13 protein-coding genes are annotated in these 14,008 nt (G+C 36.1%); 8 read left to right on the plus strand and 5 right to left on the minus strand.

Annotated elements, in window-relative coordinates; genetic code table 11:
* Nucleotides 1–37: 37 nt before the first annotated feature.
* Nucleotides 38–904 (minus strand): hydroxymethylglutaryl-CoA lyase, encoded by an 867-nt coding sequence (locus E0W73_RS05425; RefSeq protein ID WP_135221074.1) that lies wholly within the window; start codon nucleotides 902–904, stop codon nucleotides 38–40.
* 208 nt (nucleotides 905–1,112) lie between these two features.
* On the opposite strand from E0W73_RS05425, the gene E0W73_RS05430 reads away from it, so the two are divergent.
* Together E0W73_RS05430 and E0W73_RS05435 are read left to right on the plus strand one after the other, a co-directional pair.
* Nucleotides 1,113–1,724 carry a SatD family protein gene (locus E0W73_RS05430; protein WP_135221075.1) on the plus strand — a complete coding sequence of 204 codons (612 nt, stop codon included), beginning with the start codon at nucleotides 1,113–1,115 and terminating at the stop codon, nucleotides 1,722–1,724.
* Complete coding sequence (locus E0W73_RS05435) at nucleotides 1,721–2,437, plus strand: DUF3307 domain-containing protein (protein WP_135221076.1); 717 nt, start codon at nucleotides 1,721–1,723, stop codon at nucleotides 2,435–2,437. The genes E0W73_RS05430 and E0W73_RS05435 overlap by 4 nt, the downstream gene beginning before the upstream one ends.
* A 6-nt stretch (nucleotides 2,438–2,443) precedes the next feature.
* Here the strand turns inward: E0W73_RS05435 and E0W73_RS05440 are convergent, their stop codons facing one another.
* Complete coding sequence (locus tag E0W73_RS05440) at nucleotides 2,444–3,481, minus strand: quinone-dependent dihydroorotate dehydrogenase (protein ID WP_135221077.1); 1,038 nt, start codon at nucleotides 3,479–3,481, stop codon at nucleotides 2,444–2,446.
* Between the two features lie 200 nt (nucleotides 3,482–3,681).
* Between E0W73_RS05440 and E0W73_RS05445 the strand changes: the two genes are divergently transcribed.
* The 5 genes from E0W73_RS05445 (at nucleotide 3,682) to E0W73_RS05465 (ending at nucleotide 9,176) form a co-directional block, all read left to right on the plus strand.
* Nucleotides 3,682–4,902 (plus strand): OprO/OprP family phosphate-selective porin, encoded by a 1,221-nt coding sequence (locus E0W73_RS05445; protein WP_135221078.1) that lies wholly within the window; start codon nucleotides 3,682–3,684, stop codon nucleotides 4,900–4,902.
* Nucleotides 4,903–4,989: 87 nt separating this feature from the next.
* Nucleotides 4,990–5,958, plus strand: a complete 969-nt coding sequence (locus E0W73_RS05450) for a DUF6515 family protein (protein WP_135221079.1) — start codon at nucleotides 4,990–4,992, stop codon at nucleotides 5,956–5,958.
* Between the two features lie 98 nt (nucleotides 5,959–6,056).
* The gene (locus E0W73_RS05455) at nucleotides 6,057–7,193 is read left to right on the plus strand and encodes a formylglycine-generating enzyme family protein (RefSeq protein WP_135221080.1); all 1,137 of its coding nucleotides are present in this window, start codon (nucleotides 6,057–6,059) and stop codon (nucleotides 7,191–7,193) included.
* A gap of 118 nt (nucleotides 7,194–7,311) precedes the next feature.
* On the plus strand, nucleotides 7,312–8,589 hold the full coding sequence (gene pepT, locus E0W73_RS05460; protein WP_135221081.1) for a peptidase T: 1,278 nt from the start codon (nucleotides 7,312–7,314) through the stop codon (nucleotides 8,587–8,589).
* An 8-nt stretch (nucleotides 8,590–8,597) separates the two neighbouring features.
* Nucleotides 8,598–9,176: a YdeI/OmpD-associated family protein gene (locus E0W73_RS05465; protein ID WP_135221082.1), complete on the plus strand. Its 579-nt coding sequence runs from the start codon at nucleotides 8,598–8,600 to the stop codon at nucleotides 9,174–9,176.
* A gap of 170 nt (nucleotides 9,177–9,346) precedes the next feature.
* Here E0W73_RS05465 and yajC read toward each other — a convergent pair whose 3' ends face one another.
* The 3 genes from yajC to E0W73_RS05480 all read right to left on the minus strand — a co-directional run bounded on the left by yajC (nucleotide 9,347) and on the right by E0W73_RS05480 (nucleotide 11,994).
* Nucleotides 9,347–9,634, minus strand: a complete 288-nt coding sequence (yajC, locus tag E0W73_RS05470) for a preprotein translocase subunit YajC (RefSeq protein WP_135221083.1) — start codon at nucleotides 9,632–9,634, stop codon at nucleotides 9,347–9,349.
* A 54-nt stretch (nucleotides 9,635–9,688) separates the two neighbouring features.
* Nucleotides 9,689–10,600, minus strand: coding sequence for a transcription antitermination factor NusB (nusB, locus tag E0W73_RS05475; protein ID WP_135221297.1), 912 nt, complete (start codon nucleotides 10,598–10,600; stop codon nucleotides 9,689–9,691).
* Nucleotides 10,601–10,887: 287 nt separating this feature from the next.
* Nucleotides 10,888–11,994 carry a Glu/Leu/Phe/Val family dehydrogenase gene (locus E0W73_RS05480; protein WP_135221084.1) on the minus strand — a complete coding sequence of 369 codons (1,107 nt, stop codon included), beginning with the start codon at nucleotides 11,992–11,994 and terminating at the stop codon, nucleotides 10,888–10,890.
* A 205-nt stretch (nucleotides 11,995–12,199) separates the two neighbouring features.
* On the opposite strand from E0W73_RS05480, the gene E0W73_RS05485 reads away from it, so the two are divergent.
* Entirely contained in the window at nucleotides 12,200–13,978 is a 1,779-nt protein-coding gene (locus tag E0W73_RS05485) for an ABC transporter ATP-binding protein (RefSeq protein WP_135221085.1), read from the plus strand.
* Nucleotides 13,979–14,008 lie beyond the last annotated feature (30 nt).

Here is a 14,008-nt window from a genome sequence, read left to right on the forward strand (position 1 = left end):
AGTCCCGTTTAGAAATCTGTACTATTGATTTTTATTTTCAATGAAACTTCCCAAACAATTTTGAGGCTTCATTATAAGCGCTTTCAAAACTTAAGGAATTAAGTCCGGTTATTTTTTTATTGGCAGTAAAATACGAAATCAGTTTTTCTGTAGGCATATTGCCGGTCAATTTATCTGTTGCCATCGGACAGCCTCCAAAACCTTGAATTGCGCCGTCAAAACGTTTGCAACCAGCCTTTGCCGCTGCATCAATTTTCTCGAACCAACTGTCGGGAGTCGTGTGAAGATGTGCACCGAACTCAATTTCAGGGTATTTCGGAATCAAATCTGAAAACAAATAGGTAATTGCCTCTGGTGTAGAACTGCCAATAGTATCAGAAAGCGATAAAATTTTCACCCCCATTCCTGCCAATTTTTGTGTCCATTCGCCAACAATTTCGACATTCCAAGGATCTCCGTAAGGATTACCAAAACCCATTGAAAGATAGGTCACAACTTCCTTGTTCTTTTTATCGGCGATTTCCAGAATTTCGGTCAATGTCACCAAAGATTCGGCAATAGTTTTGTGCGTATTACGCATCTGGAAATTCTCAGAAATAGAAAAAGGAAAACCCAAATACTGAATCGGCTCATGCTCTGATGCCTGTGCAGCACCTTGCGTATTGGCAATTATAGCAAGAAGCTTGCTCGAAGTTTGTGAAAGATCTAACTGTGAAAGCACCTCAGCTGTATCTTGCATTTGCGGAATCGCTTTTGGAGATACAAAACTTCCAAAATCAATTGTATCAAAACCCACTCTAAGCAAGGCTTGCAGGTAAGCAACCTTATTTTTTGTAGGTATAAACGTCTTTATGCCCTGCATGGCATCGCGAGGACATTCGATAATCTTGATTTCTTTATTCAAAACTTACTCTTTAACAAATGCTAAGTTAGTTCCTTTTTTAGGAAAATAAAAGACAATTTTTAGTATCTGAAAGAGTATTCATTGCTGTAATATCACTAAAAATTACACAAATATGTAATAAAACAAAATATTACACAAAAACGTAATATTAAAAAAGATTACTTATATTTGTAATATAATGTTTATAATTTTTTATTTATATTTGATTATGACAAGCGTAATTACAGGAGACATCATTGGTTCAAGACAACAATCTGAACATTGGGTAGAAGGCCTTAAAAAAATCTTAGCCAAATTTGGGGCTACTCCAAGTCAATGGGAAATTTACAGGGGAGACGAATTTCAGGTTGAAATCAGAAATCCCGAAGATTCCTTCATAACCGCTGTTCTGATAAAAGCGCATTTAAGAACCTTAAAGTATGATGCCAGAATGAGTATTGGTTTTGGAGACAAGACTCATGATGCCGAAAAAATATCTGAAAGCAACGGCCCTGCATTTATCAATTCGGGAGAACTTTTTGAGACTTTAAAAAAACAAAAAGTCAATTTGGCATTAAGAACAGGCGATTCTGCTATTGACGAAAAAATGAATTTAATGATAAGGCTGGCTTTGACATTTATGGATAACTGGCTGGTACAAGCTGCCGAGTTTGCAGTGGCAGCAATAGAAAATCCTTCTTTATCACAGGAAGAACTGGGACAAAAATTGGGCATTAATCAAGCTGCTGTGAGCAGAAGACAGAAACGAGCCCATTTTGAACTTGTTATGGATTTAGACTCTTACTTTAGAAAACAGATAAAACAATATACAACCAAATGATTTTATTTTTAAAACTGTTTCTGGCGCATTTATTAGGCGATTTTATTTGGCAACCTAATAAGTGGGTTATTGATAAAGAACATAAAAAGCACAAAAGTGTTTATTTATACATTCATATTTTGCTTCATGGCATCTTGGCCGCAATTTTGGCTGGAGAAATCAGTTTTATTCCTTATGCAATTTTAATTGCTGTTACACACGGAATAATCGATTTAATCAAATTGAATTTCCAGAAAAGCAAAACAAAACGAACTTGGTTTGTAGTTGACCAAATAGCACATGTTCTTGTTTTGATTGGCATTGCACTTTTATACGAAAAAGAAAGTATTCCTAATTTTTGGGCAAACGATGAATTCTGGGTTTTCTTAACCGGAATTTTGCTTCTTACTAAACCGACATCGATATTTATAAAAACCATTATTTCTATGTGGGCACCCGAAAGCCAAAACAGCCATCAGGATAACTCTCTGATAGCTGCTGGAAATTATATTGGTATTTTAGAACGATTATTCGTTTTCGGATTTATCATAACCAATCACTTTGAAGCGATTGGTTTCTTGCTTGCCGCCAAATCAATTTTCAGATTTGGGGACTTAAAAGAAGCAAAAGACCGCAAATTGACTGAATATGTTTTAATCGGAACGCTAATCAGTTTTGGAGCTGCTATTATTACAGGACTTATTGTTCAGGCACTTTTGCTGCAATTGCCTTAAAGAGTTTTAAGCGTTTTGCTTTAAGATTTTTTTGTTGATTGCTTTTATCAAAGCCGGACCTTCATAAATAAAACCAGTGTACAATTGAACCAAACTAGCTCCTGCGTTTAATTTTTCTATAGCATCGTCTGCAGAATGAATTCCTCCCACTCCAATAATCGGGAATGCCTTATTGCTTTTTTCCGAAAGAAAACGAATGACTTCTGTAGAACGTCTTGTTAATGGTTTTCCAGACAAACCTCCAGTTTCTGTTTGGTTCGACGACTGCAGACCTTCTCTAGAAATTGTAGTATTGGTTGCAATGACACCTGCAATTTGTGTTGTTTTTACAATATCTATAATATCCAACAATTGTTCGTCTGTAAGATCTGGAGCAATTTTAAGTAAAATCGGTTTTGCTTTTTGCGTGCTGCTTTTTTGTTTATCGACATTTCTGTCCTGCAAAGTCTGCAACAAAGCCGTCAAAGGTTCTTTGTCTTGCAATGCTCTTAGATTCGGGGTGTTTGGCGAACTTACATTCACCACAAAATAATCAACATGATGGTACAAAGCATCAAAACAGATGATATAATCCTTGACCGCATCGTCGTTATCGGTTACTTTGTTTTTTCCGATGTTTCCGCCAATTAAAACCCCTGAATTTTTCTTCAAGCGCTCAACCGCCTCTAGAACACCGCCGTTATTAAATCCCATTCGGTTAATAATTGCCTGATCTTCTTTTAAACGGAATAAACGTTTTTTAGGATTTCCTTCTTGTCCAACTGGCGTTACTGTTCCGATTTCGATAAAACCAAAACCAAAATCTCCCAATTCTTTATAAAGCTTGGCATCTTTATCAAATCCTGCGGCAAGTCCAACCGGATTCTTGAATTTGATTCCGAAAACTTCTCTTTCTAGTCGAACGTCTTTTACTTCATAAATTGACCTAATAATTGCCGAAACACCTGGAATTTTTGAAATGAATTTAACGAATGAAAATGTAAAATAATGCACTTTTTCGGGATCAAAACAGAAAAGTATCGGACGAATTATCAATTTATACATAAGAGTTGTGTTGTTGTTATTTTGGCTGCAAATTTAGATATTATAGTTTAAAAAGGTGCTTTTTTACAAAAAACAAATAAATAAGAGGTTGCAAGTTATAAAATGAAACAACTTCGAGCTTTTCAGGAATCATTGCTCCGATATTAATTATTTAATTTTGAAATAATTAGACAAGTTTTTATACAAACCACAATCTTAATATGTATAAAGAAAACAAAATAATCAACAAATCCAGAATACTGCTTTTAATGCTTTTGTTGGCAATTAGCTTGAAAGGAACCTCCCAAGAAGAAAAAGATACTTCTAAAATAATGAGTGTTCGATATGGAGAAAAAGGATTTGAACTGCAAACCCGGGACAACAAATTTCTATTTCAATTACAAAGCAGACTGCAATTTCGTTTTTCTACTCCTTATGATACAGATCCTTTAACTTACGATGATTATAGTCAAGATGCTAAAACTACTTTCAAAATAAACCGCGCCAGGTTAAAAATTGGCGGGCATGCTTTTGAGCCATGGCTTAAATATTATTGGGAATATGAATTGAGCCAGTCCAATTTACTTGATTTTAGGATAATGATTGAAAAATGGGATTTTCTGAATTTTAAAGTAGGACAATGGAAAACAGAATTTAGTCGCGAACGTTTTATCAGCAGTGGCGAACAACAAATGGTGGAACGATCACTCATAAACAGACCTTTTACCGTTGATAGACAATTAGGAGTCGAAATTTATGGTCATTTGAAAGGCAAAGGCATAGCCGATTTTAATTACTGGTTTGCCGCTTTAACAGGAACCGGACGTGGAAGCACTTCTAATGACGACGGCAACCTGATGTATTTTGGAAGAGCACAATGGAATTTCTTAGGACGATTTCTCGATTTTGAAGGCTCTGATTTAGAATTTCATGAAAAACCGACACCTATTATTGCCTTTTCAGCCATAACCAACCGAAGTCCGTACACAAGATTTTCACAAGCCGGAGGAGGCTCTTTAGACGGATTTGAAGATGGATTGCCCGGACAGTACAGAGTCAACCAATGGAATTTGGAAACCGCTCTTATGTACCGTGGCTTTTCATGGCAGAGCGAATGGCATAACAAAGAAATAATAGACAAATACAACAGCGATTATATGACCGTAATGAAAGGCTATTATGTACAAGCGGGATATTTTTTTCATACTATTTTTCAATGGTGGCCAAAACATTTAGAAATGGCCGCCAGACACGCTTCGTACAGACCCGATTATTCTATTAGAGAAAACAGACAGGAAGAATCTACATTGGCTTTTAACTGGTTTTTTAAAGGGCATAAAAACAAACTGACCTCAGAGGTGAGTTATTTCAGTTTTCAAGACAAAACATTGCCGCTGGAACAAGGATGGCGTTTTAGGATTCAATGGGATATATCACTGTAAATCAAAAGGTTTAAACTTATTTTTTGTTTTATTTCAAAAGCAATATTACTTTTTTTTCATAACTTTAATTCACATAAATCACTGAAAATGAAAAACATATCTAAAATACTAAAAAGAACAGCGCTATTATGTCTTATCGGGACATTTTTTATTTCAATAGACAGTTTTGCACAACGTCGAGCTGGCGGAGGAGCAGGCCATAGAGGCGGTAACACACATACCAGACCCACTCAAACAAGACCCACTCAAACAAGACCCACTCAAACACGACCTGGTTCAAATGGAAGCGGTATTAGACGTCCTTCTAATTCTTCTATAAATAAGGCAAACAGGCCCTCTACATCTAATAATAGAGTTACGATACCTTCAAATTCCAATAATAACGCTGCCAGACCTGCAACGTCTACAAATAGAAACTATAACAACAGAACCGGCAATAGAAACACCAACATCAGTAGCAATACTCGAAATGTTGACCGCAGCAGAGACATAACAATCAATAACAACCATAATACTGTAGTAAGGAGAAATACTGTCGTTTACGCACGTCCTCCGTATGTGTATGGAGGTTACCGTTATTACGGATATCATCCTTATTATTATCATCCTTATCGTCCGTTTTATTGGGGGCCGGTTTGGCATCCATGGGGATTTTTTGTTACGACCCTCGCAGTAACCGCCATCGTGGTGAGCGTCGAAAATACGCAATATCATTACGATCAAGGAAATTGGTATGCTCCAAACAACGGAGGTTACCAAGTGGTGCCAGCTCCAGTTGGCGGAACCGTAAATAATATTCCGAGTGGCGCTCAAACTGTCAATACCGGAACTGTGAATAATTACTACTACGGTGGAACATTTTACGAAAAAGACGGAAACAACTACAAAGTCGTTCCTCCAACGGCAGGAACTTTAGTAGATAATCTACCAGAAGGCGGCGAAGAGGTTACCATTGGAGACGTAAAATACATCAAATTTGGAGAAACCTACTACCAGCCAGTTCAAGTGGATGGAAAGAACAAATATGAAGTTGTTTTGGTTGAAAAAGACAAATAATTTATTAACCCTATGGAATTACTATAATATTAAAATTAATTTTTATAATTTTAGCGCATTCTTTTTGACAACCAGTACCAGACCAAAAAACAATTGCCATGAAAAACAAAATCATATGGATTTTCGGTTTACTCACAATTTCCGCTATTTCAATCGCTTATAGCTTTACTAAACTTTCGAATCCTAAAAAAGAAACAGTTGCGATGGAATGCAACGATGTTCCGAATACTGCAGCTAGTTCTGATTTCAAGCCTACCGTTGAAAATAAGTTTAAACCCGCCGGCAAAAATCCAGAAGGAATGGTGTGGATACCAGGCGGTGAATTTTCGATGGGAAGCAATGTTGAAGATGAAAGCTTGTGCAGCATAAAAGGCGTTACCAAAGATGCAGCTCCGATCCATAGGGTGCATGTTGATGGGTTTTATATGGATCAGACGGAAGTTACCAACGAAGAGTTTGAAAAATTTGTAAAAGCGACTGGTTATATAACCGTAGCCGAACAAAAACCTACTAAGGAAGAATTTCCAACTGCAAATGAAGAAGATTTAGTGACGGGTTCTGTTGTATTTACTCCTACTCCATCGGCCGTTAATTTGAATAATTTTCTGCAATGGTGGCGTTACGAGCCTGGTACAGACTGGAGACATCCCGATGGACCTCAGAGTACCATTAAAGGAAAAGAAAAATATCCAGTGGTTCATGTTGTGTACGAAGATGCTGCCGCTTACGCAAAATGGGCAGGAAAAAGACTCCCAACCGAAGCCGAATGGGAATTTGCAGCGCGCGGCGGCAAAACAGGAAACCTCTATGCTTGGGGAAATGATTTAAAACCAAAAGGAAAATTTCAGGCGAATATCTACCAAGGACATTTCCCTATAAAAGATGGTGATACGGGTGAAGACGGCTTTAAAGGAATTGCACCTACTGGTCAATATGCTCCAAACGCTTACGGCCTCTACGATATGGCGGGCAATGTTTGGGAATGGGTAAACGATTGGTACAGCGTTGACTATTACAAGTCGCTGGCTGAAAGCGGCAAAACGACAAAAAATCCAAAGGGGCCTGATGCTTATTACGACCCCAATGACCCAGCAGAAATAAAACGTGTACACCGTGGAGGTTCATTTTTATGTACAGATCAATATTGCACTCGTTATATGGTTGGAACTCGCGGAAAGGGCGAAATCAGATCGGCTGCCAACCATCTAGGCTTTAGATGCGTTAAAAGCATATAAATACTCACAAATAGCAATTAAAAGGGATTCACTCAAGAATCCCTTTTTATTTTCAAGAGGTTGAAGCCAAATTATACAGCAGAAAATTTTTCTATATATTTGCTAAAAAATCAAAAAAATGCAACACATTATAGATCGTTTTATCAGTTATGTAACAATTGATACAGAATCGGATCCAAATTCTCAAACTACTCCCAGTACTCAAAAACAATGGAATCTTGCTAATAAGTTAGTTGAAGAACTAAAATCAATCGGATTAGAAGAAGTAACTATTGATGATAAAGCTTATATCATGGCCACGCTGCCAAGCAATGTTGATCACGAAGTGCCTACAATTGGATTTATTTCTCATTTTGATACTTCACCAGACTTTAGCGGCGCAAATGTGAAACCTCAAATTGTTGAGAATTACGACGGAAAGGATATTGTCTTGAATGCAGAGAAAAATATTATCCTATCTCCAAACTATTTTAAAGATTTACTTCAATACAAAGGACAAACCATCATTACTACTGACGGAACAACTCTTTTGGGCGCCGATGACAAAGCCGGAATCACAGAAATTGTTTCGGCAATGGAATATTTAATTCAGCATCCTGAAATTAAACATGGAAAAATCAGAATCGGATTTACGCCAGACGAAGAAATCGGTCGTGGCGCACATCATTTTGATGTAGAAAAATTTGGAGCGCAATGGGCTTATACCATGGACGGAAGCCAAATTGGCGAATTAGAATATGAAAATTTTAATGCTGCTGGAGCGAAAATCACTTTTAAAGGAAAAAGCGTGCATCCAGGGTATGCAAAAGGAAAAATGATCAATTCGATGCTTTTAGCAAATGAATTTATCAACGAGCTTCCAAAAGGAGAAACACCTCAGGAAACTAAAGGTTACGAAGGATTTTTCCACGTTCACCACATCAAAGGAAATATCGAGGAAACCGTTTTAGAATTGATTATCCGCGATCACAACAAAAAGAAGTTCGAAAAGCGAAAAGAACTAATTCATAAGCTGACGAAACAATTCAATAAGAGATTTGCCAAAAAATTTGGAGAAGACATTGTAATTGCAGAAGTAAAAGACCAGTATTATAATATGAAAGAAAAGGTTTTGCCTGTAAAACATATTGTTGATATTGCTGAAAAAGCAATGAGAGAATTAAGCATCAAACCAATCATCAAACCTATTCGAGGCGGAACAGATGGTTCGCAGCTTTCGTATATGGGACTGCCTTGTCCGAATATTTTTGCTGGCGGTCATAATTTCCATGGAAAATATGAATATGTACCAGCAGAAAGCATTCAGAAAGCGACAGATGTTATTGTAAAAATTGCTGAACTAACTGCAATTCCGGGAATGTTTGATGCAGGAGAAAAAAATAAAAGAAAAAAATAGTCGACACAATGTCTGAAAAAAAACACGTTTGGGACAAAATGAATCAATGGGAAGAAGAAATCCTTCTTCTCAAATCAATTATTGATAAAACCGAACTGACTGAAACGGTAAAATGGGGAGCGCCTGTTTATGTTTTGAATAAAAAGAACGTTATTGGCCTAGGCGGTTTTAAAGATTATTTTACGATTTGGTTTTACAATGGCGTCTTCTTGAAAGATGAAAAGAAAAAACTTATCAACGCCCAAGAAGAAGTGACAAAGTCGCTGCGACAATGGCGTTTTAAATCAAAAGCAGAAATAAACGAAAAAGACATTCTGGAATATATCCAGGAAGCTATTGAGAACGAAAAGCAAGGAAAAGTCATCAAACCTTCAAAAAAAGAAGCAATTATTTCTGAACTGCTCAACAAGGAGATGGAACAAAATCCAGCGTTAAAAGAAGCTTTCGAAAACTTCAAACCTTATAAACAATATGAGTTTTTAGAATATATCGAATCGGCGAAACAGGAAAAAACCAAGATTTCAAGGATTGAAAAAGTGATTCCGATGATTCTAAATCATGTGGGGCTGAATGACAAATACAGGTGATTTTTCTCAAATTTCATTTTTCCAAATTCCAAATTCCAACGCTGTTGTCACTCTTAACAAAGTCGAAGAGCAAATGCTATTTTTTTCATGACCATGACAAACAAAAAAATCCCAAACTCCATTTTTTTTTGGAATTTGGGATTTATATCTTTTTAGAAAATTTAAAAGCGTTACGCCTTTTTATTGTTAACGTTGTTTAAAGCTGCTGTTTTATCTAAAGAAATAGCAGATCTTTCAATTTTCAGCTTTCCAGACATGGTCTCTATTACTAACGAAGTTTCTGAAAGCTCCGCAACTTTTCCGTGAATTCCTCCTATTGTTATAATTTTGTCTCCAACTTTTAAGGCTTGAGCAAATTCTCTTTCTCTTTTAGCCTTTTTTTGAGCAGGCATAATCATAAAGAAATACAATACTGCGAACATTAGCAAATAAGGAGCAAATTTCATTATTTCTGACATAATCTTTGTTTTTGTGTTATATAATTTTTTTTGAATTCGGCTTTTCTGTGGAGTTTACATCAACCCTCTGCCTGTCTTTAACATCTTTTTATTAGCGGTAAGCTCTTTTACAAGGTTATCTAAAATTCCGTTGATAAAAATACTGCTTTTTGGAGTAGAATACTCTTTAGCAATTTCTAAATATTCGTTAAGAGTTACTTTTACCGGAATCGATGGGAATTTCACAAACTCACAGATTGCCATTTTTAAAATAATGGTATCTATTTCTGCGATACGGTCACTATCCCAATTTGGCGTTTTGTCTTCGTATTCTTTTGCAAAAGCAGTTTCATTTAAAACTGTTCTTCTAAACAAATCTTTCGCAAAATCCTTATCTTCAATATCTTTGTAAAGCTTAGGAACTCTAAAATCGTCTGGATTTTCAGTTTTTATTGCCTTTAATTGTTTGATGATATGTGTATTTACTACCGGAATATCGTCTACCCACGTTAATTTATCGTCTTCCAGATATTCGTACAATTTTTCATTTGGCACAATAACGTCTGCAAACAAATCGATAATAAATTGTCGGTCTTCTTCAAAAGTGTTAACGTTGTTTCTCATGTATTTTGCGTACACTTCGCTAGCCTTAATATCATTTAAAAGCAGCAAAATATAATCATCATTTAGAGACCAATTGTTGATTTTGCGATTTTCTAAAGCAATACTCAAAGAGTTGCTTTCGGCAAGAAGCTGAAAAATCTTGTTTTTGATGAATTTTTCGTTTGGATTTCGTTCTGCAGCAGTTGCAAGATGTTTTTTACTTGACAGATGTAAAAATACAGACTCTTTTTTACATATTTCAATCAATGACGAAAGCATTACTAGATACAAGTCCTGAATATTGTCTATGCTATAAAAAAGAAATTTCTCTTCTTTTTCCATATTATCAGAACCGCTTTGATGCATTGCATAAATGGCCTGCATTACCTTAACGCGTATATGTCTTCTATTTACCACCTTGTAAGAACATTTAAAAATTAGTTTGCAAAAGTATAACTTTTGAAGTTTATTTTAAAATTAATTCGCAAAAAAGTCGTCCTTTTAGTGGTCAGTTTTCAGAATTTAGTGGTCAGTCTCTATCTATAGTGGTCATTGAGCAGTGTTTAGTGAGCAGTGCCAAACATGCCCAAAAAAAATCTCAGTTACAGATTAAACTGTAAACTGAGATTCTAAGATTGAACACTAAAAAAGTGAACACTGACCACTTCTAATTACTTAGCCGCATTCTCGATTCTTCTTTGATCGATTCTGTTTTGGGCAATAGTAAGTGCCGCTTTATGTGTTGTAATATTGTTTTTGGCTGCAAAATCAATAATTTCTAAAGTTGTATTATAGATATTTTCTGTTTTAGCCATAATTTCAGCTTTGCCATAATTTGCCAATTCAGCATAAACATTGATGATTCCACCGGCATTAATCAAGAAATCTGGAGCGTATAAAATTCCCCTTTCTTGTAATCTTGCACCGTGAACATTTTCGTCTGCCAACTGGTTGTTGGCAGCACCCGCAATTACCTTCGCTTTAATCTTATCTACAGTAGCATCATTAATTGTAGCACCCATAGCACAAGGAGCGTAAATATCTACATCTGCAGCATACAAATCTTCGCCAGTATAAATTGTTGCGTTGTATTTTGAAGCAACCTGATATAATTTTTCTTCGTTGATATCCGAAATAGTCACTTGAGCTCCTTCCTTAGTTAAATATTCAACTAAAGTTTCTCCCACATGACCAATACCTTGAACCAACACCTTTTTTCCGTCCAAAGCATCAGAACCAAACTGGCTTTTTGCAGCCGCTTTCATACCCAAATAAACTCCGTAAGCGGTAATTGGAGACGGATTTCCAGAACCCCCTCTTTCTTCAGAAATTCCGGTAACGTAAGGAGTCACATCTCTTACCGTGTCCATATCTTTGGTTTCCATTCCAACATCTTCAGCAGTAATATATCTTCCGCTAAGCGAATGAACAAATTCACCAAACTTACGCATCAGTTCAGGCGTTTTCTGAGTTTTAGCATCACCAATAATAACTGCTTTCCCACCTCCGATATTAAGTCCGGTAATGGCTGATTTATATGTCATACCTCGAGAAAGACGCAAAACATCGTTTAAAGCTTCCCATTCAGTATTGTAATTCCACATTCTGGTTCCTCCCAAAGCTGGCCCCATAACCGAATTATGAATACCAATAATTGCTTTTAAACCCGTATCTTTGTCGTTGCAAAATACAATTTGTTCGTGATCATCAAAAGATAACTGACCAAAAACAGGATCCATTTTTTGAAGTTCCTTTCCAGTTGCAAAAGTTGCATCCATAGTGCTGCTGTTTTATTTGTTAAAATTATGAATTTGTCAAAAAGACAACTCAAACATAATTAAAAAATACACATGTGCTAATTTTTTATCTATAAAATAACAATATAACAATCGTTTTGTTTTAACCAAATTGTGTTTTACATTCATTTTAATGCAATGTTTTACAGAAAAACCAATTAGTTTCAACAGAAGATTTCTTAAAAAAATGAAAGAACTAAGCTATTTAAACAAATATTTCATAAAATATAAATACAGTTTTTCGTTAGGGATTTTAATAACCATTATCGCACAAATTTTCTCTTTGTTTACTCCAAAGCTAGTAAGCAAGTCTTTTGATGCCATAGAGAGGTTTGACAAACTATCTCCTGCAGAACAATCTTCTTTGACGGCCACCGCTCTTTTTCAAAACGAATTGATTCATAACGTGCTGCTAATCATCGGCACTACGATAGTCGCAGGTTTCCTGACTTTCTTGATGCGTCAGACTTTGATTGTAATGTCACGCCATATCGAATTTGATTTAAAAAATGAAGTTTTCAGGCAATATGAGACATTATCTCAGAATTTCTATAAGCAAAACCGCACCGGCGATTTGATGAACAGAATCAGCGAAGACGTTTCTAAGGTTCGTATGTACGTTGGTCCAGCCGTCATGTACACCATTAACACAGCAATTCGCTTCATCATTGTGATTTTGTTTATGTACAGTGTTTCGCCATTGCTTACTTTGTACACTATTTTGCCCCTGCCGATTCTTTCCTATTGCATTTTTAGACTGAGTTCTGAAATCAATAAAAGAAGCACCACTTTCCAGCAATATTTGTCGAAAGTTTCGAGTTTTACACAGGAAATATTTTCCGGAATCCGCGTAATCAAAGCCTATTCATTAGAAAACCAACATCAGAATAATATGGTGGCTCTTGCAGAAGAAAGCAAAAGCAAAAGCCTTGATTTAGCCAAAGTACAGTCTCTTTTTGGTCCGTTGATGATTGCACTTATCGGAATCAGCAACTTGGTTGTTATTTATTTTGGAGGCGTTATGTACATAAACGGAACGATTCCGAACATCGGAACGATTGCAGAATTTATATTATATGTCAATATGCTAACGTGGCCCGTGGCTTCTCTGGGCTGGGTTTCGTCTATGGTTCAGGAAGCAGAAGCTTCTCAAAAACGTTTGAATGAATTTTTAAAAATCGAACCCGAAATCAAAAACAAAAACGAAAACCGCTCCGAGATAAAAGGAACCATCACTTTTGAAAATGTAAGCTATACGTACAGCGACACCAATATAGAAGCGCTTCAGAATGTTTCTTTTACAATTAAAAAAGGAGAAACACTGGCGATTCTTGGAAAAACAGGTTCTGGCAAGTCGACCATACTTTCATTAATTTCCAGATTGTATGATGTAACAAAAGGTCAAATCCTAATTGATGAAAACGAGATCAGCAGCTTGAACCTAAATAATCTTCGCAACAGTATCGGCATTGTTCCTCAGGATGCTTTTCTGTTTTCAGATACAATCAAAAACAACATCAAATTCGGAAATCAGGAAGCCACTGATGAAGAAGTCATGCAAGCAGCCAAAAATGCCGTAGTACACGATAATATCATTGCTTTCAACAAACAATACGACACTATTTTAGGAGAGAGAGGAATTACGCTCTCGGGCGGGCAGAAACAGAGAGTTTCTATCGCAAGAGCGATTATCAAAAACCCAGAGATTCTTTTGTTCGATGACTGTTTATCGGCGGTAGACACCGAAACAGAAGAAACTATTTTGAATAATTTATTTGAAATCTGCAAAGACAAAACCACAATAATTGTAAGCCACAGGGTTTCATCGGCTAAGAATGCAGACAAAATTATCATTCTCGAAGACGGTAAGATAATTCAACAAGGCACTCATAATCAATTAATAAATCAGGAGGGTTATTATGCATCGTTATATTTAAAACAACTTTCGGAAAAAGAATTACTTTAATTGTTGCGTAATAGATATTTTTTTATGATT

This window comes from Flavobacterium foetidum, assembly GCF_004634245.1.
Lineage (GTDB): Bacteria > Bacteroidota > Bacteroidia > Flavobacteriales > Flavobacteriaceae > Flavobacterium > Flavobacterium foetidum.